Origin of the sequence: Pseudonocardia oceanicola (assembly GCF_047200735.1) — a bacterium.
Taxonomy (GTDB): Bacteria; Actinomycetota; Actinomycetes; order Mycobacteriales; family Pseudonocardiaceae; genus Pseudonocardia.
Genome location: NZ_JBJZON010000001.1, coordinates 366,708 through 386,157, shown reverse-complemented (window position 1 = coordinate 386,157; position 19,450 = coordinate 366,708). Strand labels below are relative to the sequence as shown.

At 74.9% G+C, this 19,450-nt stretch carries 14 protein-coding genes and 1 pseudogene; 6 read left to right on the top strand and 9 right to left on the bottom strand.

Going from position 1 to position 19,450, the window contains the following annotated elements; genetic code table 11:
• Nucleotides 1-47: 47 nt before the first annotated feature.
• The 3 genes and pseudogenes from ACL02T_RS01785 to ACL02T_RS01775 all read right to left on the bottom strand — a co-directional run.
• Entirely contained in the window at nucleotides 48-1,094 is a 1,047-nt protein-coding gene (locus ACL02T_RS01785; protein ID WP_412828836.1) for an alcohol dehydrogenase catalytic domain-containing protein, read from the bottom strand.
• A gap of 115 nt (nucleotides 1,095-1,209) precedes the next feature.
• Nucleotides 1,210-1,803, bottom strand: coding sequence for a CoA transferase (locus ACL02T_RS01780; protein ID WP_412828835.1), 594 nt, complete (start codon nucleotides 1,801-1,803; stop codon nucleotides 1,210-1,212).
• A gap of 115 nt (nucleotides 1,804-1,918) precedes the next feature.
• A pseudogene (locus ACL02T_RS01775) lies at nucleotides 1,919-2,359 on the bottom strand (CoA transferase); the annotation flags it as partial.
• A gap of 315 nt (nucleotides 2,360-2,674) precedes the next feature.
• Here ACL02T_RS01775 and ACL02T_RS01770 point away from each other — a divergent pair.
• From ACL02T_RS01770 to ACL02T_RS01760, 3 genes are all read left to right on the top strand, one after another.
• On the top strand, nucleotides 2,675-4,396 hold the full coding sequence (locus tag ACL02T_RS01770; protein WP_412828834.1) for a flavin-containing monooxygenase: 1,722 nt from the start codon (nucleotides 2,675-2,677) through the stop codon (nucleotides 4,394-4,396).
• 253 nt (nucleotides 4,397-4,649) lie between these two features.
• Nucleotides 4,650-4,808 (top strand): hypothetical protein, encoded by a 159-nt coding sequence (locus ACL02T_RS01765; protein ID WP_412828833.1) that lies wholly within the window; start codon nucleotides 4,650-4,652, stop codon nucleotides 4,806-4,808.
• Nucleotides 4,805-5,437 carry a protein-L-isoaspartate(D-aspartate) O-methyltransferase gene (locus ACL02T_RS01760; protein ID WP_412828832.1) on the top strand — a complete coding sequence of 211 codons (633 nt, stop codon included), beginning with the start codon at nucleotides 4,805-4,807 and terminating at the stop codon, nucleotides 5,435-5,437. Before ACL02T_RS01765 ends, ACL02T_RS01760 begins: the two co-directional genes overlap by 4 nt.
• Nucleotides 5,438-5,587: 150 nt before the next feature.
• Here ACL02T_RS01760 and ACL02T_RS01755 read toward each other — a convergent pair whose 3' ends face one another.
• On the bottom strand, nucleotides 5,588-6,526 hold the full coding sequence (locus ACL02T_RS01755) for an NADP-dependent oxidoreductase (RefSeq protein ID WP_412828831.1): 939 nt from the start codon (nucleotides 6,524-6,526) through the stop codon (nucleotides 5,588-5,590).
• A 157-nt stretch (nucleotides 6,527-6,683) separates the two neighbouring features.
• On the opposite strand from ACL02T_RS01755, the gene ACL02T_RS01750 reads away from it, so the two are divergent.
• Genes ACL02T_RS01750 through ACL02T_RS01740 form a run of 3 tightly spaced genes read left to right on the top strand, consistent with a single transcriptional unit; the run spans nucleotide 6,684 to nucleotide 12,564 of the window.
• A complete protein-coding gene (locus tag ACL02T_RS01750) occupies nucleotides 6,684-8,663 on the top strand; it encodes a M13 family metallopeptidase (protein WP_412828830.1) in 1,980 nt (659 codons plus the stop codon).
• A gap of 7 nt (nucleotides 8,664-8,670) precedes the next feature.
• On the top strand, nucleotides 8,671-10,293 hold the full coding sequence (locus ACL02T_RS01745; RefSeq protein ID WP_412828829.1) for a site-specific DNA-methyltransferase: 1,623 nt from the start codon (nucleotides 8,671-8,673) through the stop codon (nucleotides 10,291-10,293).
• Nucleotides 10,294-12,564: a DEAD/DEAH box helicase family protein gene (locus ACL02T_RS01740; protein WP_412828828.1), complete on the top strand. Its 2,271-nt coding sequence runs from the start codon at nucleotides 10,294-10,296 to the stop codon at nucleotides 12,562-12,564.
• Here ACL02T_RS01740 and ACL02T_RS01735 read toward each other — a convergent pair.
• From ACL02T_RS01735 to ACL02T_RS01715, 5 genes are all read right to left on the bottom strand, one after another.
• Nucleotides 12,536-13,510, bottom strand: a complete 975-nt coding sequence (locus tag ACL02T_RS01735; protein ID WP_412828827.1) for an NADPH:quinone oxidoreductase family protein — start codon at nucleotides 13,508-13,510, stop codon at nucleotides 12,536-12,538. The two genes, ACL02T_RS01740 and ACL02T_RS01735, sit on opposite strands and share 29 nt — an antisense overlap.
• Nucleotides 13,511-13,612: 102 nt before the next feature.
• Nucleotides 13,613-14,098 (bottom strand): peroxiredoxin, encoded by a 486-nt coding sequence (locus ACL02T_RS01730; protein WP_412828826.1) that lies wholly within the window; start codon nucleotides 14,096-14,098, stop codon nucleotides 13,613-13,615.
• Between the two features lie 199 nt (nucleotides 14,099-14,297).
• The gene (locus tag ACL02T_RS01725; protein ID WP_412828825.1) at nucleotides 14,298-15,803 is read right to left on the bottom strand and encodes a class I adenylate-forming enzyme family protein; all 1,506 of its coding nucleotides are present in this window, start codon (nucleotides 15,801-15,803) and stop codon (nucleotides 14,298-14,300) included.
• A 148-nt stretch (nucleotides 15,804-15,951) separates the two neighbouring features.
• Nucleotides 15,952-16,848, bottom strand: coding sequence for an alpha/beta fold hydrolase (locus tag ACL02T_RS01720; protein WP_412828824.1), 897 nt, complete (start codon nucleotides 16,846-16,848; stop codon nucleotides 15,952-15,954).
• A 112-nt stretch (nucleotides 16,849-16,960) separates the two neighbouring features.
• A complete protein-coding gene (locus tag ACL02T_RS01715; RefSeq protein ID WP_412828823.1) occupies nucleotides 16,961-19,324 on the bottom strand; it encodes a SpoIIE family protein phosphatase in 2,364 nt (787 codons plus the stop codon).
• Between the last annotated feature and the right edge of the window lie 126 nt (nucleotides 19,325-19,450).

Genomic DNA, 19,450 nt, shown 5'->3' with positions numbered 1-19,450 from the left:
GTCGTGAGTGGCGATGGTCGCTACAGCGACCATCGCCGCTCACGGGGTCAGTTCTTCTTGATCACCACCTTGAGCGCCTCGTGGGCGGCGGCGTCGGCGAACACTTCGTAGGCGCGGTCGATCTCGTCGAGGCCGAAGGTGTGGGTGCCCATCTTCTCGGCCGGGATCTTGCCGCTCGCGACCATCGTGAGCAGCGTCGGGATGGAGACGGTGTCCACCAGGCCCATGGTCAGCGTGACGTTCTGGATCCACATCTGCTCGAGCGGCAGCTCCACGGGCACGCCGTGCACGCCGATGTTGGCGATGTGGCCGCCGGGGCGCACCAGCGCCGCGGCCGTGCGCAGCGTCTCCGGGTAGCCGACGGCCTCGATCGAGACGTCGACGCCCAGGCCGTCCGTCAGCGCCTTGACCGCCTCGACGACGTCGGGACCGGCCTCGACGGTGTCGGTCGCCCCGAACTCGACGGCCTTGCTCAGCCGGAACTTGTTGGTGTCCACCGCGATGACCCGCGACGCGCCCCAGAGCCCGGTGGTCAGGATGGCCGCGAGCCCCACCGCACCGGCGCCCACCACGGCCACCGTGTCCCCGGGGCGGACCTGCCCGGCCAGCACCCCGACCTCGTACCCGGTCGGCAGCGAGTCGGCGAGGAAGATCGCCTGCTCGTCCGTCACCTCGTTCGGGACGGCGTAGAGGGACGTGTCGGCGTACGGCACGCGGACCGACTCGGCCTGGGTGCCGTCGACCAGGTGCCCGAAGATCCAGCCGATGCCGCCGACGGTCTGGCAGTGCGACGGCATGCCCCGCTGGCAGTAGGCGCACCGACCGCAGCGGGTGATGGCCGGGACGAGTACCCGGTCGCCCTCCCGGAACCCGGTCACGGCCGAGCCCACCTCGGTGACCGTGCCGACGGCCTCGTGGCCGAGGATGCGGCCGTCCGTCACCGCCGGGACGTCTCCCTTGAGGATGTGCAGGTCCGTGCCGCAGATCGTGGTGGTGTCCACCCTGACCACCACGTCCGTCGGGTCCTGGACGGCCGCGTCCGGGACCTCCTCCCACGCCTTGGCTCCCGGTCCGTGATAGACGAGCGCCTTCATCCGTGCCCTCCCTCGGTCGATGCCACCGCAGGGACACGGTAGTGGTGCATGTCACAGCTGGTCGTCTCACTCTGCGACCGGCCGGGCGATCGGCCACCCGGCCCCACCGCCCACCTCAGCCGACGACACCCCGGTCGTGCAGCCCGCCGATCTCCGCCGCGCCCAGCCCCAGGACCTCGGCCAACACCTCGTCGGTGTCCCGGCCCAGCACCGGTGCCTCCCCGGCCGGACCGTGCTCCCCGCTCCACCGCAGCGGCGAGCGCGCCGTGATCGAGGCCGTCCCGTCCGGCAGCGTCAGGTCGGTCAGCACCGGGTGCCGCCCCTCCCGGTGCGCGCCCACCACCTCGGTCATCCCCCGGTACCGGCCCCACAGCACCCGGGCTGCGTCGAGCTCGTCGGACACGGTCTTGAGGTCGCGGGCCCCGAACCACGGCCGCAGCACGGCGGCGATCGTCTCGCGCAGCCGGTAGCGCTCCGACTCCTTGGTGAGGTCGGCGTCGAGCGCCTGCTCGAGCGCCGCGAAGACCTCCTCGGTACCGGTGACCGTGCGCAGCGCCGCCCACTGCCCCTCGGTCAGCGCCACGACCATCACGCGCGCGCCGTCGGAGCAGGCGAAGTCGACACCGAAGGAGCCGTAGACGTGGTTGCCGTGCCGGGGGCGCTCGCGACCCCGTTCCGCCGCCTCCGACAGCCAGCCCAGGTTCGCCACCCCGGCCAGCGCGACGTCGGCCAGCGCGAGCTCGACGTAGCTGCCGCGGCCCGGTCCGGGAGCGGTCGTACAACGCCGCGAGCACGCCGGTCGACACGCTCAGCCCGGTCACCAGGTCCCACGCCGGCAGCACGTGGTTGACCGGTGCGCCGCCCTCCTCCGAGCCCGTGATCTGCGGGATCCCGACCTCGGCGTTCACCGTGTAGTCCACCGCCGGGCGCCCGTCCGGATAGCCCTGCACGCGCAGGTGGATCAGGTCCGGGCGGCGCGTCACCAGCACGTCGTTGGCCATCCAGCGGCGCCCGACGACGTTGTCCACCAGCACCCCGCGGTCCGCGCCCGGCGCGGTGATCAGCGCGGTGACCAGCTCGCGGCCCTCGTCCGAGCGCATGTCGACCGTCACCGACCGCTTGCCCTTGTTCAGCGAGGCCCAGTAGTACGACTCGGCGTCGGCCGGGCCGGTCCCGTTGCCCACCACCGGCCAGCGCCGGTGGTCGGTGTTGCCGCCGACCGGATCGATCCGGATCACGCTCGCGCCCAGCTGGGCCAGCGTCATCCCACCCGTCGGGCCGGCCACGAAGCTCGCGCACTCCACGACCTGCAGGCCCTCCAGCGGACGGCTCATCTCGTTCCTCCCCGGCTCACGGTCCCGGCCTGATCCCCCGATCCTGCCGCCCGTGGACCCCGGACGCAGGCCTCGCCCACCGCAGGCCGCGCCCACCGCTGGTCCGACCTCACTGGGCACGACGCCGATTCGGTGGTTCCCGTTCCGGGCAGCTGACCGTACGCTCGTTAGACCGGTATGTGACGTCGTCGTCGCGGTCGGCGGCGCCATGTCGGGTCAACGGAGACCGACCGGACGAGGAGAACCATGTCCAGTGCGCACACGGACCAGCAGGGAACGGCCGAGGTCGACGCGGTCGTCGTCGGCGCCGGCTTCTCGGGGCTGTACATGCTGCACCGCCTTCGCGACACGCTCGGGATGTCGGTGCGGGTGTACGAGGCGGCGGACGACGTCGGCGGCACCTGGTACTGGAACCGGTACCCGGGCGCGCGGTGCGACTCCGAGAGCTACTTCTACAGCTTCTCGGACCGGCTGTCGGAGGACCTGCTGGAGGAGTGGACGTGGAGCGAGCGCTTCGCGGCCCAACCGGAGATCCTCCGCTATCTGCAGCACGTCGCCGACCGGTACGACCTGCGGAAGGACATCCGGTTCCGGACGACGGTCGTCGGGGCCGAGTACGACGACGCGACGGGCCGGTGGACCGTCCGCACCGACGACGGCGGGCGGGTCACCGCGACCTTCCTGATCACCGCGGTCGGGTGCCTGTCCACGACCAACCTGCCGGACTTCCCGGGCCGGGACGCCTTCCGCGGCGAGTCGTACCACACGGGCGTCTGGCCGCACGAGGGCGTCGACTTCACCGGCAAGCGGGTCGTCGTCGTCGGCACCGGGGCGACCGCGGTGCAGGCGGTGCCGGAGATCGCCCGGGACGCGGCGCACGTGCACGTGCTGCAGCGGACGGCGAACTACGACATCGCCGGCGGGAACCGGCCGATGGACGCCGAGGACGGCAGGAAGATCAAGGACAACTATCGGGACATCTGGAAGGCGACCCGGGAGACGGCCTTCGGCTTCCCCTACGACGTGGCCGACCGCACCGCGCTGTCGGTGTCGGACGAGGAGCGCGAGCGCATCTTCGCCGAGGCCTGGGAACGCGGCGGGTTCCGGCTCGGCACCACCTTCAACGACCTCCTCCTCGACGAGGAGGCCAACGAGACGGTCTCGGAGTTCCTGCGCGCCCGGATCCGCGAGCGGGTGCACGACCCCGAGGTCGCCGAGCTGCTCTCGCCGCGGGACCACCCCTTCTTCACCAAGCGCCCACCGCTGGAGAACGGGTACTACGAGACGTTCAACCGGGAGAACGTGACGCTGGTCGACGTGCGCACGGCACCGATCCAGGAGATCACGCCGACCGGGGTCCGGACCGCCGACGCCGAGTACGAGGCCGACGTCATCGTCTACGCCACGGGGTTCGACGCGATGACCGGGACCCTGTTCAGGCTGGGCATCCGCGGCCGGGACGGGGTCGGCCTGGACGAGAAGTGGGCCGAGGGCCCGCACTCCTACCTCGGCATCGCGACCCACGGGTTCCCGAACCTGTTCATGGTCACCGGCCCGCAGAGCCCGTCGGTGCTGAGCAACATGCCGGTGTCGATCGAGCAGCACGTGGACTGGATCGCCGACTGCCTGCGCCGGCTGCGCGAGGACGGTTACGACACGATCGAGGCCCTGCCCGAGGCGGAGGACGACTGGGTCGCGCACCACGACGAGGTCACGGCGATGACCCTCCTGCCGCGGGCGAACTCGTGGTGGGTGGGCGCGAACATCCCGGGCAAGCCGCGCAGCCTGTACCCGTACGTGGGTGGCGTCGGTGTCTACCGGCTGCTCTGCGACGAGGTCGCCGCCCGTGGCTACGACGGGTTCGTCCGCGGCAAGAGCGGGGCGGCCACGAACGGCAGGTTCAGCGGGGTCGCGCGGGCCCGGTACACGGAGCTCGCCGAGGAGGCCGCCGCGGCACGGGCATCGTGATCCCCGCCCGGGACTCCCGTACCGCCGGGAGGGAGCGGTAGCACCGCCCGGGGCCCGCTCTGCCGGGCCCCGGGGGGCCTCACGACGGTCGTCCGGCACTCGCAGTGATCAGCCCGGCCGTCGCACGTGATCCTTCCGGCCGGGACACGGACGCTGCGGCAGCATCGCTCGCGCGACGCTCGGACCGATCAGCCGTGGCTCGTCCGACATGTCGGGGAGCGGAGCGGGTAGGCCGGAGCCGGAGGTGGTCGCCATGCCCCGGACCCGGCCCCGGCTGCATGCCGGGCAGCACGTCGAGGAGCCGCGGCTCGTCGAGGGGCAGCTCCTCGGGGAGCTGCGCGCGGGGCGGCTGCTCGTCCCTCGTGCTCCGCGCCGGTGCAGGGCGCCGACGGGCGAGGAGGCCGGAGGGTGAACGGGCGCGACCCGGCCGCCGAGCGTCGGGCCCTGGCCGCACGGTTGCGGGCCCAGGGGATCACGGACGAGCGCGTGCTCGCCGCGGTGGGCGAGGTGCCCCGGGAGCGGTTCGTCCGACCCGAGCTGGCCGGCGAGGCGTACGGCGACCATCCGCTCGACATCGGCCACGGCCAGACGATCTCCTCGCCGTGGATCGTCGCGTTCAGCGTGGCCGCGCTGCAGCAGCCGCCGTCGGCGAGGGTGCTGGAGATCGGCACCGGGTCCGGATACGCGGCAGCGGTGCTCTCCCGCTGCGTCGCCGAGGTCGTGACCGTCGAGCGTGACCCGCGGCTCGCCGCGCACGCCCGTGAGCTGCTCGCCGAGCTCGCCCCGGTCGTGGAGGTGCGAACCGGGGACGGGATGCGGGGCGCCCCGGACCGGACCCCCTTCGACGGGATCGTGGTGACCGCCCTGGCGACCCGGACGATCCCGCCCGCTCTGCTCGACCAGCTCGCGCCGGGCGGGACGATCGTCTGCCCGGTCGGCGCGGACCGTGTCGGGACGTTGGTCCGCTACCGCGACGGCCGGTCGGAGGACCTGGTCGAGGTCAGCTTCGTCCCGCTCGTCCCGGGCAGCCCGGACCCCTGAGTCGGCCCGGACCCCGAGCTACGCCGGACCCCGAACCGCCCCGAACCCCAAGCCGCCCCGAACCCCAAGCCGCCCCGGACCCCGGCCCGTCCGGATCCCGCGCCGGTCCGGCCCGCTGAGCCCGCCCGGACGCCCGAGCCGGTCCGGGAGTCAGAACAGCAGCACCAGCCGCCCCCGGGTCCCGCCCTGCTCCAGCCGGGCGTGGGCCTCGGGGGCGCGCTCGGCCGGGTAGGTGTCGGCGACCCGCAGCGTGACCGCACCGGACTCGGCGAGCACGCGGAGGGCGTCGAGCCGCTCCCGGTCCTCGGCGACGTCGCGCACCCACACCGGGTGCCAGGTGATGTCACGCTCCTCGGGACCGGAGTACCCCCGCACGGTGGCGATCCGCCCCCCGTCGCGCACGGCGGCGAGCAGCACGTCGCCCTGGACCGAGCCGTCGGCCAGCGCGTCGACGCCCTCGGGCACGGCCTCGCGGATCCGCTCGGCCACCGCGTCGCCCCGCGGGACGACGACGTCGGCGCCGAGCTTGCGGACGAGCTCGACGTCGGCGTCGGAGGCGTCGGCCACCACCCGCAGGCCGGCAGCCTTGGCCAGCTGCACCACGTACCCGCCGTACGCGCCGGCGGCTCCGGTCACGGCGAGGGTGGCCCCGGGCTCGGGGTCGAGCAGGTCGAGGGTCCGGCGCGCGGTCAGCCCGTTCATCGGCAGGGTCGCCGCACGGGCGTGGTCGGACCCGGCGGGCGCGCGCACCACCGACCCGACGGGCACCACGACGTACTCGGCGTAGGCGCCGTGGGCGCCGTCGGGCACGACGACGGCCATGACGGCGTCGCCGAGGGCGAGCCCGCCCTGCGCACCCTCGCCCATCTCGTCGACCACGCCGGCGGCGTCCATGCCGGGCACGTACGGCGGCGGGTCCTTGCGCTGCCGCTCGGCGCGCGACCCGTCCCGCACGAAGGTGTCGGTCGGGTTGACCGCCGCCGCGTGGACCCGGATCCGGATCTCGCCGGGCCCGGCGTGCGGCTCCGGCAGCTCGACGACCTCGAGGGCCTCCGGCCCGCCGTACTGGTTCACCCCGATCGCGCGCATGCCCCGAGACTCCCATCCGCCCGGCGCACCCGCCGCACAGGCCCCCTGGTGGGCGCGGCGCCCCGCGGTCGCGCCGGGACCGCCCGCCGACCGCGACGCGCTCCGCCGAGGGCGAACCCGTGGCGGCCGGGCTGCGGCGGACGGCAGGATGGACGGCGTGACGACCTCCCCCGAGACAGCGAACGGGACCCGCCGCAGCGGTCTGGACCTGCGGTGGGTCGACCCCGGCACCCGCCCCCAGGACGACCTGTTCGGCCACGTCAACGGCCGCTGGCTGACCAGCCACGTGATCCCGGACGACCGGGCGCAGGACGGCGCCTTCCGCGACCTGCGGGACAGGGCCGAGGAGGACGTGCGGGCGATCGTGGAGGGCGCGGGCGATCTCGAGGGACCCGAGGCCCGGCAGATCGCCGACCTCTACGCCTCGTTCATGGACACCGGGGCCGTCGAGGCCAAGGGCGTCGAGCCGCTGCGCCCGCTGCTCGCCGAGATCGCGCGGGCCGCGGACAAGGCCGAGCTCGCCGCGGTGCTGGGCCGCCGGCAGCGGCAGGGCCGGGCGTCCCTGTTCGGCGTCTACGTGTCGACGGACGCCAAGGACTCCGACCGCTACCTGGTGCACCTCTCGCAGTCCGGCCTCGGGCTGCCCGACGAGTCCTACTACCGCGAGGACGCCTATGCGGAGATCCGCGCCAAGTACGTGACCCACCTGGAGCGGCTCGCCGGCCTGGTCGGGCTCGAGGACCCGGCGGGGCTCGCCACGACGGTCATGGAGCTGGAGACCGCGCTCGCCGCGGTGTCCTGGGACCGGGTGACCAACCGCGACGCGGAGAAGACCTACACCCTGATGACCTGGCCCGCGGTGCAGGCCAACGCCCCGGAGTTCCCGTGGGAGTCCTGGCACGCGGCGCTGCACCCGCCGGACGGGGCGTTCGACGAGGTCGTCGTCCGGCAGCCGTCGTTCGTGCTCGCCGCGGCGAAGCTCTGGGCGGAGCTGCCGCTCGAGCAGTGGCAGGCGTGGCTGTCGATCCGCACCGCGTCGGCCGCGGCGGACTACCTGAATCAGGCGGTCGTCGACGAGGACTTCGACTTCTACGGCCGCACCCTCTCCGGCACCCCGGCGCTGCGCGAGCGCTGGAAGCGCGGTGTGTCGGTGGTGGAGGGGGCGCTCGGCGAGGCGGTCGGCAAGCTCTACGTGGAGCGGCACTTCCCGGCGTCGTCGAAGGAGCGGATGGTCGAGCTGGTCGCGAACCTCGTCGAGGCCTACCGGCAGAGCATCTCCTCGCTGGACTGGATGAGCCCGGCCACCCGCGAGCGGGCGCTGGAGAAGCTCGGCAAGTTCACGCCGAAGATCGGCTACCCGGACAAGTGGAAGGACTACTCGGCGCTCGAGATCAAGGCGGACGACCTGCTCGGCAACGTCCTGCGCGCCGCCGAGTGGGACTTCGACTACGACCTGAACCGCGTCGGCGGCCCCGTCGACCGCGACGAGTGGCTGATGACCCCGCAGACGGTCAACGCCTACTACCACCCGCGGATGAACGAGATCGTCTTCCCGGCCGCGATCCTGCAGCCGCCCTTCTTCGACCCCGAGGCGGACGACGCCGCCAACTACGGCGGCATCGGCGCGGTCATCGGGCACGAGATCGGCCACGGCTTCGACGACCAGGGCTCGCGCTACGACGGCGACGGCACCATGACCGACTGGTGGGAGGCCGCCGACCGGGCGGAGTTCGACCGGCGCAGCAAGGCCCTGATCGACCAGTACGACGGGCTCTCCCCCGCCGGGCTGCCGGAGCACACGGTCAACGGCGCGCTGACCGTCGGCGAGAACATCGGCGACCTCGGCGGGCTCACGATCGCGATCAAGGCGTACCGGATCGCGACCGAGGGCACGGAGCCGCCGGTGATCGACGGGTTCACCGGGCTGCAGCGCGTGCTGATCGGCTGGGCGCAGGTGTGGCGGGCCGTGACCCGGGACGCCGAGGCGATCCGGCGGCTCACGATCGACCCGCACTCACCGCCGGACCTGCGCTGCAACGCCGTCGTCACCAACCTCGACGCCTTCCACGAGGCGTTCGACGTGCGGGAGTCCGACGCGCTGTTCACCGCCCCCGAGGCGCGCGTGCGCATCTGGTGAGCCCCACGTGACGGTGACCGACGGGCCGGGTGAGCGCTTCGGCCTCACCTGGCCCGGCCGGGCGGAGTGCCTGCGGGTGATCGGCGAGCCGCCCGCCGGCACGCTCGAGCCGATGCCGGCGGAGTCCGTCGACTGGGACACCACCGGCAACGTGATCGTCGAGGGGGACAACCTCGAGGTCCTCAAGCTGCTGTCCCGCGCCTACCACGGCGCGGTCAAGCTGATCACGATCGACCCGCCGTACAACACCGGCCGGGAGTTCCTGTACCCGGACGACTTCGCCGACCCCATGGCCGCCTACCTGCGCTTCTCCGGTCAGGTCGACGACTCCGGGCGGCGGGCGAACGCGGCCGTCGAGACCGCGGGGCGCCGGCACTCGCGGTGGCTGTCGATGATGTACCCGCGGCTGGTGCTGGCCCGTGAGCTGCTGCGCCCGGACGGCGCGATCTTCGTGACGATCGACGACACGGAGGTCGCGCACCTGCGGCTAATCATGGACGAGATCTGGGGTGAGGAGAACTTCGTCGCCACGGTCGCCTGGCAGAAGGTGTTCGCCAAGAAGAACCGGGCGTTGATCTCCGGCAGCCACGACCACGTGCTGGTCTACGCCCGGGACGTCGAGGCGTGGGACCGGCGGCTGCTGCCCCGCGGCGCGGCACAGGAGAAGGCCTTCGGCAATCCCGACGGCGACCCCCGCGGGCCGTGGCAGAGCGTCTCCTTCTCGGTGCGGTCGGAGGGCGTGGAGCGGGCCGGGACCTACCGGTACCCGGTCACGCTGCCGTCGGGCCGCGAGGTGTGGCCGCCCGCGGGGCGGCACTGGAACGGCGACCGGGCCCGGTACGAGGAGCTGCGCGCCGACGGCCGGATCTGGTTCGGCCGCGACGGCGACCACCCGCCGCGGGTCAAGGGCTTCCGCAGCGAGGTGCAGGCGGGGATCGTGCCGGACACCTGGTGGCGGCACGACGAGACCGGGCACAACCAGGAGGCCAAGCGCGAGGTCGTCGCGCTGTTCGGGGCGGACGAGCCGTTCACCACGCCCAAGCCGACCCGGCTGGTCCGCCGGATGCTGCAGATCGGCACCGGCCCGGGCGACCTCGTGCTCGACTTCTTCGCCGGCTCGGGGACGCTCGGGCACGCCGTGTTCGCCGAGAACCTGGCCAGCGGGGAGGAGCGGCGGTTCCTGCTGGTCCAGCTGCCGGAGCCGACGCCGGGCACGGCGTACTCCTCGATCGCCGACGTCACGCGGGAGCGGGTGCGGCGCGCGGGCGCGGCGCTGCGGCCGGACGCGAAGCCCGACGCGGACCTCGGCTTCCGGGCCTACCGGCTCGTCGCCGGGGACGGCGCCGATCTCACCGGTCTGATGCTGGCGGCGGGTCACCCGCTCACCGCGTCCGTCGAGGAGGTCGACCTCGCCGGTGTCCCGGGCTGGTCGGTCGCCGGCGGCGCGCTGCTGGTCTGCCTGGCTCCGCTCACCGGGTCCGCGGTCGAGGCGATGCTGGCCCGCGAGCCCGGGGTGCTGGCGGTGACCGAGGACGGTTTCGGCGGCGACGACGCCCTGCGCCTGCACACCCTGCACGCCGTCCGCGAACGCAACCGGCGGGGCGTCGACCTCGCGCTCCAGGTGGTGTGAGTGCTCCGCTTCGACGCGACGCTCCCCCACCAGGCCGCGGCTGTCGCCGCCGTCGTCGACCTCTTCGCCGGGCTGCCCCGCGCCCCGCACCCGGCCTTCACCGAGACCGGCGTCGCCAACCCGCCCGGCCCCGGATTCGACGCCCGGCTCCCGGCCAACCTCCGCGCCGTCCAGGAGCGCCACGGGCTGCCGCCGACGGGCGGGCGCACCCGCGACTTCGCCGTCGAGATGGAGACCGGGACCGGCAAGACCTACGTCTACCTGCGGACGGCGTTCGAGCTGCACCGCGCCCACGGCTTCCGGAAGTTCGTGGTCGTGGTGCCGAGCGTGGCCGTGCGGGAGGGCGTGCTCGCGAGCATCGAGGCCCTGCGCGAGCACCTGACCGCGCTCTACGCCGAGCCCTTCGACGCCGTCGCCCACGACGCGCGCCGGCTCGGGCGCGTCCGGCGCTTCGCCACCGCCGGCAGCGTGCAGTTCCTGGTCATGACCCTGCAGGCCTTCCGCCGGGATGTGGCCGGGCGGGGCGGCAACGTCGTCCACCGGGCCCAGGACCAGATGGCGGGGCGGCGGCCGATCGAGGTCGTCGCGTCGACCCGGCCGGTCGTGATCCTCGACGAGCCGCAGAACATGGAGTCCGACGGTGCGGCGGCGGCCATCGCGAAGCTGAACCCCTTCTGCACGCTGCGCTACTCGGCGACCCACCGGGACCCGCACGAGCTGGTCTACCGGCTGGATCCGGTCGAGGCGCGGGAACAGGGCCTGGTCAAGGGCATCGAGGTGGCGTCGGTCGTGCCGGACGGGCGGGCGTCCGAACCCCTCGTCGGGCTCCTCGCGGTCGACGCCGACCGGTCCCGCGCCCGGCTGGTGATCCACCACGAGCAGCGCGAACGGACGGCGTGGGTGCGGCTCGGCGACGACCTCGCGGCGCTGTCCGGCGGACGGCGGGAGTACGCCCGCGGCTTCGTCGTCGCCGACATCGGGTTCCGGGAGCCCGCGGTCCGCTTCTCCGGCGGGCTGGTCGTGACGCCCTCGACCCCGGCCGGGACCTACGACGCCGCCGTCCGCCGCGCGCAGGTGATCGAGACCGTCCGCCGCCACCTCGACCGGGAGCGTGAGCTCGCACCCCGCGGGATCAAGGTGCTGTCGCTGTTCTTCGTCGACCGGGTGGCGAGCTACCGGGCGCCGGACGGCGGGCTCGGCGAGGCCGGACGCTGGTTCGAGGAGGCCTACGCGCGGTTCGCGCCCGAGTACCCCGACCTCGGCCTGCCGCCGGTCGCGGCGGCGCACGGCGGGTACTTCGCCGGTGACCCGCGGACCGGGTACGTCGACGGCGGCGAGACCGACGCGTCGGCGTTCGACCTGATCATGCGGGACCGGGAACGGCTGCTCTCGGCCGCCGAGCCGATGCGGTTCCTGTTCAGCCACTCCGCGCTGCGCGAGGGCTGGGACAACCCGAACGTCTTCGGGATCTGCACGCTCCACGAGACCCGCTCGCCCGACCGGAAACGCCAGGAGATCGGCCGCGGCCTGCGGCTCCCCGTCGACGCCGCGGGCCGGCGGGTGCGGGACCCGCGGGTGGCGCGGCTGACCGTGATCGCCAACGAGGCCTACGACGAGTTCGCCCGCACCCTGCAGGAGGAGTACCGCGCGGACACCGGGCGCGAGATCGTCGTCCGGCGGGCGGGCGACCCCGAGCGCGCCGCTCGGAGCGCGCGGTTCGCGGCGCTGTGGGCCCGGGTCGGGCAGGGGCTGCGCGCGCGGTTGCCGCTGTCGACCGAGGACCTGGTGGGCCGTGCCGTCGGGACGCTGCGGGAGGCCGGCCGGGTCATGCCGCCGCTGGTCCGGGTGCGGACGACCGACTGTGCCACCGGTGAGTCCGTGGCCGGCCCGGCCTACGCCGTGGAGCCCGACGCGGGTCTCACGGAGGCGGAGGTGGTCGCCGAGGTGCAGGCCCGGACCGGGCTGACCCGCGCGACCGTGTGCCGGGTGCTGTCGGAGGCCGGCCTGCTCGGGTGCGTGGCGGTGAACCCCGTCGCGGTGCTCGACCGCACCTCGTCCGCGCTGCTCGGCGCGCTGCGCGCCCAGCTCCCGCCGGTGCTGGAGATCGTCCGTGGGGAGCTCCGGTCCGCCGACACCGTGTGGGGCGAGCCGGTGGTGCTGCCCCGCGCCTTCACCGTCGACACCCCGCTCGGACCGGTCGCACCGCGGGCCGCGCACGTCGACGGCGAGGCGGTCTACCTGCTCACGGGACCAGGACGTACTTCCCGGTGACCCGACGCTCGGCGTAGAGCCGCAGCACCGCCCCGGCCTCGTCGAGCGGCGCGATCGAGGGGCGCGGTGGGTGCAGCTCGTCGCGCCCGATCCGGCCGAGGACGTCGGCCAGCAGCGCGGCGTTGGCCTCCGGCCCGCCGACGTCACGGGCCCAGTCGCCCCAGTCCACCCCGATCACCGAACGGTTGCGCAGCAGCACGATGTTCGCCGGCAGGCGCGGGATCTCGCCCGAGGCGAAGCCCAGCACGCAGAACCGGCCGCCCGCGCGCAGCGCCCGCAAGGACGACTCGGCCGCGGGCCCGCCGACGGGGTCGATCACGACGTCGGCGCCGCCGTCCGTCGCCGCGCGGATCCCGTCCCTGAGCTCGGTGTAGTCGATCGTCACCTCGGCGCCCGCGGCCTCGGCCGCCGCCCGCTTCTCCTCCGACGACGCCACCGCCACGACCCGCGCGCCCAGGCTGCGGGCGACGTCGACGGCGGCCAGCCCGATCCCGCCGCCCGCCCCGAGGACCACGACCCGCTCGCCGGGCTCGATCGTCACCCGCCGCGTGACGGCGAAGACGAGGGTCGTGTAGCTCTCCATGGCGCAGGCGGCGACGGTCACGTCGACGCCGTCGGGGAGTGGAACGGCGAGCGGGGCCGGCACCGTGGCGTGCGAGGTGAACCCGCCGAACCCGGTCACGGAGGCGGCCACCGCGGTGCCGACCGGGCAGGTCTGCACGCCCTCGCCCACCGCCACGACCCGGCCCGCGACCGCCGAGCCCGGGGTGAACGGCAGCGGCGGCTTCACCTGGTAGCCGCCGCGGACGATCAGCCCGTCGACGAAGCTCACGCCCGCCGCACCGACCTCGATCAGGACCTCACCGGGGCCGGGCGCCGGGGTCGGCTCCTCGACCACGCTCAGCAGTTGCGGATCACCGAACTCGGTGCAGACCACGCGCAGCATCGGTCCACCCTGACCGATCGTCCGTCCACCGTCGCCCGGGCGTGAGCACGGCCACGCCTGGCCGCGACACCCGCCGACCGGGCGTCGCGGACGGGTCAGGGGTCAGAGCTCCTTGAGCACCGCGTCCGCCGAGCTGACCAGCACGTCCGACGGCTTCTCCTCCACCCACACGCCCTGCACCACGCCGTCCTTCAGCACGGCCGCGTAACGCTGGGAGCGCAGGCCCAGGCCGGAGCCGGTGCCGTCGAGGGTGAGACCGACCGCCTTCGCGAAGTCGCCGTTGCCGTCGCCGAGCATGAGGACCTTGTCCCCGACCTCCCGGGACCTCCCCCAGGCGTCCATCACGAAGGCGTCGTTGACGGCGACGCAGGCGATCGTGTCGACGCCCTTGTCCCCCAGCTCGTCGGCCCGCAGCACGTACTCGGGCAGGTGGTGGTCCGAGCAGGCCGGGGTGAAGGCCCCGGGCACGCCGAAGAGCACCACGGTGCCCGTGCCCAGGACCTCCGCGCTCTGCACCGGCGTCGGGGCGCCGTCACGGACGGTGGTGAGGGTGACGTCCGGGACGGTGTCGCCGATCGAGAGGGTCACGCCGAACTCCTCGCTGCTGGGGATCTTGGCCCGCCCCACGCTCCGCCGAGCGCTGGGGCCACCTCACGCTAGTGCCGGACCTCGGCCGGGGCGACGGCACGTCCCCCACCTTCCGGTGAGGCACCGGCCACCGCCCCCGAGCCCACCGGAACCGCCACGTCCGGGCCGCCCGGGTCAGGATCACGCGCGTGGACGCGCGTCAGGGCTCGTGCAGGGCGTGATGGGCGATCTTCCCGCTGGAGGTCAGCGGCAGCGTCTCCGGGAAGTGGAACCGGGCCGGGATCTTGTAGGCGGCGATGCGCGGCCGGAGGAACGCGACGAGCTCCTCGGCCGTCGGGCTGCGACCGGCGCGCGGCACGACGAAGGCCACCGGCACCTGGCCCTCCTCGGGGTCGTCGGCCGCGATCACGGCCGACTCGAACACGTCGTCGTGCTCGTCGATCGCCGCCTCGACCTCGCCCGGGGTGATCTTCGAGGTACGCCGGACGATGACGTCCTTGCTGCGCCCGGCGAACCACCAGAGGCCCTCCTCGTCCCGGGAGCCGAGGTCCCCGGTCCGCAGCCAGCCGTCGACCGTCGTCGCGCGGGTGAGCTCCGCGTCCTCCCAGTACCCGGCCATCCGCATCGGCCCGCGCACGAGCAGCTCCCCGGTGTCGGGATCCGTCGTGACCTCGGCCCCGCCGACCGGCCGCCCGATGCACCCCTCCCGGTCCAGGTGCGGCTCGCGGACGACGGTGAGCCAGATCGCCTCCGTCATCCCCCAACCCACGCAGATCGGCTGCCCGGCCAGGGCCGTGAACTCCCGCTGCAGCCTCGCCGGGACCGTGTCACCCCCGGTGTAGGTGCCGCGCAGCGAGGTGAACCACTCGTGGCGGGCCCCGGGGGCGCGGATCACCTGCGCGAGCACGTCGATGTGGGTGCAGATCAGCGTCGGCCGGTTCGCCTGCAACCCGGCCACGTAGGCGTCCAGGTCGAAGCCGCCCAGGAGGGCGACGGTCCCACCCGCGCCGAGGGCCGTCAGCGTGGCGATGAAGCCGCTGACGTGCACCTGCGGCTCCGCGACCTGCACGACGTCGTCGGGACCGACGTCACCGAGCGCCTCCGACGTGCTGGTCAGCATGGCCCGGGCCGAGGTGTGGTCGTGCAGCACGCCCTTCGGGGTGCCTCCCGAGCCGGAGGTGAAGAACAGCACCGCGGGCGCGTCCGGCGGCGGGGGTGCGGGTGGGGCCGCCCCGCGCGGGAGGAGCAGCGGGGCGAGCCGCTCGTGGCGCTCGTCGGCACCGGCGACGAGGATCCGCACGCCGTCGAGCACGGCGGGGTCCACCCGTCCGAGGGCGTCCACCCTCTCGGCGTGCACGACCAGCCAGGACGGCCGGCACCGCCGCAGGGCACGTTCGATCTCCGGCGGGGCGTGGCGGGCGTCGAGCGGGGCGGCGATCGCCCCGGCCGCGAAGCAGGCCAGGTAGGCCAGCACGGTCTCGGGGGAGTTGGGCAGCAGGAGCGCGACCCGCTCGCCCGCGAGCGCGTCGGCGGCCATCACGGCGGCGAGCGCATCGGCCGCCGCACCCACCTGAGCGTAGGTCCACCGCTCGCCGCCGAAGGTGAGCGCCGTCCGGTCGGGAGCCCGTTCCGCGTGGCCGGCGACGAGCCTGCTCAGCGGCGGGAAGCCGGTGACCGGTTCGGCGACGTCTCGGGTGTCCGTCATGGCGACTCCGGGGCTGGGAGACGGGATCGCATGCTCGCACGGCCGCCGCCCGGACCGAACCGCCGAACCGGCGAACGGGGCGGGCCGGACCGCGAGGGTCGGGGTGCCGGCTCGGCGCAGTTCCGGGCCGTGGCCGACGCCGGCGGGTTCATCGATCCGCGGCCCGCAGGAGGAGGTCGACCACCCGCCGCTGGACCGCTTCGGCGTCGGGATGGGTGTAGAGGGCCAGGTGGGTGCCGGCGTCGAGGAGGAGGACCTCGGCGCCGGGGATGGTCCGGGCGGCGAAGGTGCTGTCGTCGGGCGGGAGGTCGCTGTCGGCGGTGCCCTGCACGACGAGGGTGGGGGCGGTGATCGTCTCCAGGTCGAGCGAGGTGATGGCGGCGAGCTGGTCCAGGTCGTTGCCGTACCCCGTGCGGCGGTGCCGGTCGCGGAAGGTGGTCTCGCCGAGATCGAGGACGAAGCGCCGCCTGGCCGGGTCGGTGAAGACCTCGGCGACCCGGGCGGCGAGTTGGTCCTCGGTCAGGTCTCCCTCGCCGGCCAGGGCGCCCTCGATGTACCTCTCGGGGCTGTGCGCGGCGAGGGCCCGCAGCAGCCACCGCCCGGGGGCGGTGGTGAACATCAGCCGGGTGGGCAGGTCCTCCGGGGGAGCCCGGTAGGCCCGGCGGCACGCCGCGTTCGCGGCGATCGCCGTGACGCGCCGGGGGTGCCGCACGGCGAGCCGGTACCCGGCGGGCCCGCCGCCCGACCAGGTGTAGACCCCGGCGCGGTCGACACCGAGGTGGTCCAGGAGCGCGGCGAGCAGGTCGGCCTGCCGGTCGATGGTGGCGTTCCCGCCCAGCGGCGTGCCCAGGTAGCCGGGGCGGGACAGCAGGATCGCCGCGATCCCGTCACGGGGCAGGATGCGGGCCATCAGGGCGGCGGCGTCGATCCCGCCCGGTGTGCCGTGCACGACCACGACCGGTGCGCCGGTGCCGACGACGGCGTACTCGACCGGCCCGAGGGCAGTCTCCGCGATCCTCGGGGTGTACTCGCTGGTCTCCCTCACGTCCGGCCTCCCGAACCGGTCTGCGCCGTGGCGGTCGCTCCCTCGGGCGGTCCCCTCCGGAACCCGCGGCCCGCTCCCGGCGGTCCTCGGCGTCCCGGCGCCGCAGCGCTCGTCAGCCGGCCCGTCCCGCCGACCCCGCTCCGGTGCCGGGCTCTGCGGGGCGGAGGGTGAAGAGGATCTCCGCACCGGTCACCCGCAGCACCCGACGCAACGTGGCGCCGACCCCGGCGAGGGTGACGGTGCCGCCGCGGCGAGCGGCGCGGCGCTGCAGGCCGATCAGGGCGGCCAGGCCGGCGGAGTCGCAGAAGTCGAGACCCTCGACGTCGACCACCAGGTCCGCCGGCAGGTCCGGACCGGTCTCCTCCGCCACCGCCCGCACGTGCTCCTCCAGGCGCGCCGTCGTCCCGAAGGTCAGGTCGCCGACCAGGACGAGGACGAGGTGCGCCGCGTCGGCGCGCACGTGCACGCGCAGCGGCCCGCCCCGGGCGGGATCGCCGTACACACCGGACCTGGTGCTCATGCCGTGGCCTCCCTGACGGTGGCCGCCCCCTGGGTGGGTACGGCCGGACGATCGTGCAGCGCCGCGGCGCAGGCACTCCTGGGCGAAGGGGAAGTCGTGCAGGCCGGCGTGGAACCCGGCGAGCACGGCGCGCGCCGCGTCCGTCCCCACGCCGCGGGCGTCGAGCAGGTCGGCCGGCCAACCCAGGTAGCCGGTGAGGACCTCGGGGTCGGACAGGTAGACCGCGGCGCCGAGGACGCCGGTGCGCTGCGCCGCCACGACCGTGCGGTGCGCGGCGGGCTCCACCCGCTCGTTCACGGCGGTGGCGGCGTGCGGCGCCTGGACGACGAGGACGGCGATGTCGTCGTGCGCGCGCGAGACCAGCCAGCGCCTGGTGTGCTGCTCCACCCGCTCGGCGATCGCGGGGGCCGGCATCACGTGCGCCCCCGCCAGCAGGCCGGCCAGCCGCTGCTCGCCGAGGACCTCGCAGCCGTCGACGCCGCCGCGGGCCTCGCTGACGCCGTCCGTGTACAGCACGCAGGCCTCGCCCGGCGCCAGCCGGACGGTGCGCGAGGCGAACCGGGCGGACGGCACCGCGCCGACCAGCATGCCGCCGATCCCGATCTCCTCGACCCCGGCGCGGCGCACGACGAGCGGGGGCAGGTGCCCGCCGCCGGCCAGCTCCAGCTCGAGGCCGCCGTCGGCCAGCGGCGTGGCCGTGCCGAGCACGACGGTCGCGAAGCCCGGGTCGGCCTCGGGGTCCGCGGCCTCGAGCATGGTCTCGTTGAGCAGCTGCAGCAGGCCGACGGGGTCGCGGTGGAGGCGGCGCAGGGCCTGGACGGACTGGCGCAGCTGCCCCGTGCTGACGGCCGCGTGCACGCCCTTGCCGCACACGTCCCCGAGCACGAACATCGCCGACCGGTCCGGCCCGACGTGCACGTCGTAGAAGTCACCGCCGATGAGCAGGCCCTCCTCGGCCGGCCGGTAGGCCACGCCGAAGACCATCCCGGGCACCCGCGGCAGCTCCGGCTGCTGCAGGCTCCGCTTGACCACCGCCGCGGTGCCCGCCTGGGCGGCGTAGAGCGAGGCCGCGGCGAGCGCCAGCCCGGAGCGCTGGGCGAACTCCTCGGTGAGGGCCTGGTCGACGCCCGGTGCGGCGGCCGGGTCCACCTCGTGCCGCAGCAGCACCAGCGCACCCGCCGGGACGCCGTTGCCGGGCAGGGAGAGCAGGGCCGCCGCCGCGGGCGCGCCGGCCGCCCACGGCTGACCGGCGAGGTCCTCGGCGAGCATCGGGCGGGGCCCGGTGGCGATCCCGGCCAGGGCGTCGCGCAGCTCGGCGGGCATGTCGGCGGCGTCCGTGCGGCCGCTGCGGGCGACCCGGTCGCCGTCGCAGGCGTACCACCGCGACACCCCGCCGCGGACCGGCAGCACCACGACCGCCAGGTCCGCCAGCTCCGACGACGCCAGCTCCACGACGGCCCGGGCGGTGCGCCCCGGGTGCAGGGAGAGCCCGAGCCGGCGACTTGCCGTGGCGAGGAAGCGCGAGCGGGCGCGCTCGGCGAGCAGGTGGTCCAGCCGCCGGCGGTGCTCGGTGACGTCCTCGACGTGCCAGGCGACCCAGCCGTCGGGGAGTTCCTGACGGCGGGCGCGCAGCGCCCGGCCGGCCAGCTCGAGCTCGGCCGGGCCGTCCGCGGTCCCGCCCGCGAGCCCGGACGCGACGGACCGCGGCAGCACCTCGGCCTCACGCACCCCCGGGAGCAGGCGGCGGGCGGTGGCGTTGGCCCGCCGGACCAGGCCGCGGTCGTCGAGGGCGAGGACGCCGAAGACCGCCCCGTCGAGCAGCCGGTCGGCGAGGCTGCGGTTGGATTCGGGGTCGGGGTCGGGGTCGGGGTCGGGGGCCGGGGCGGGCGGCGGCGCGACCGGGCCCGGGACCCGGTCCGCGTCGCCGACGGACCCCCCGCCGATCCCGGCCGTCATCCGGCGCGCGTCGGCGTCCTTGCTGCGGATGATGCGCTCCCCCTCCGGACGCGGCCGCGCCGGAGCGGCGCGCGGGCACGTCCCGCCAGGCTAGCCGGTCGCGGACGATCGTCCGCTCCGGACCGC

Excerpts from the sequence above, each read along its gene's own strand:
- ACL02T_RS01785 (WP_412828836.1), bottom strand. The coding sequence starts at position 1,094 with ATGAAGGCGCTCGTCTATCACGGACCGGGAGCCAAGGCGTGGGAGGAG.
- ACL02T_RS01770 (WP_412828834.1), top strand. The coding sequence starts at position 2,675 with ATGTCCAGTGCGCACACGGACCAGCAGGGAACGGCCGAGGTCGACGCG.
- ACL02T_RS01765 (WP_412828833.1), top strand. The coding sequence starts at position 4,650 with ATGCCCCGGACCCGGCCCCGGCTGCATGCCGGGCAGCACGTCGAGGAG.
- ACL02T_RS01755 (WP_412828831.1), bottom strand. The coding sequence starts at position 6,526 with ATGCGCGCGATCGGGGTGAACCAGTACGGCGGGCCGGAGGCCCTCGAG.
- ACL02T_RS01735 (WP_412828827.1), bottom strand. The coding sequence starts at position 13,510 with ATGCTGCGCGTGGTCTGCACCGAGTTCGGTGATCCGCAACTGCTGAGC.
- ACL02T_RS01725 (WP_412828825.1), bottom strand. The coding sequence starts at position 15,803 with ATGACGGACACCCGAGACGTCGCCGAACCGGTCACCGGCTTCCCGCCG.
- ACL02T_RS01715 (WP_412828823.1), bottom strand. The coding sequence starts at position 19,324 with ATGACGGCCGGGATCGGCGGGGGGTCCGTCGGCGACGCGGACCGGGTC.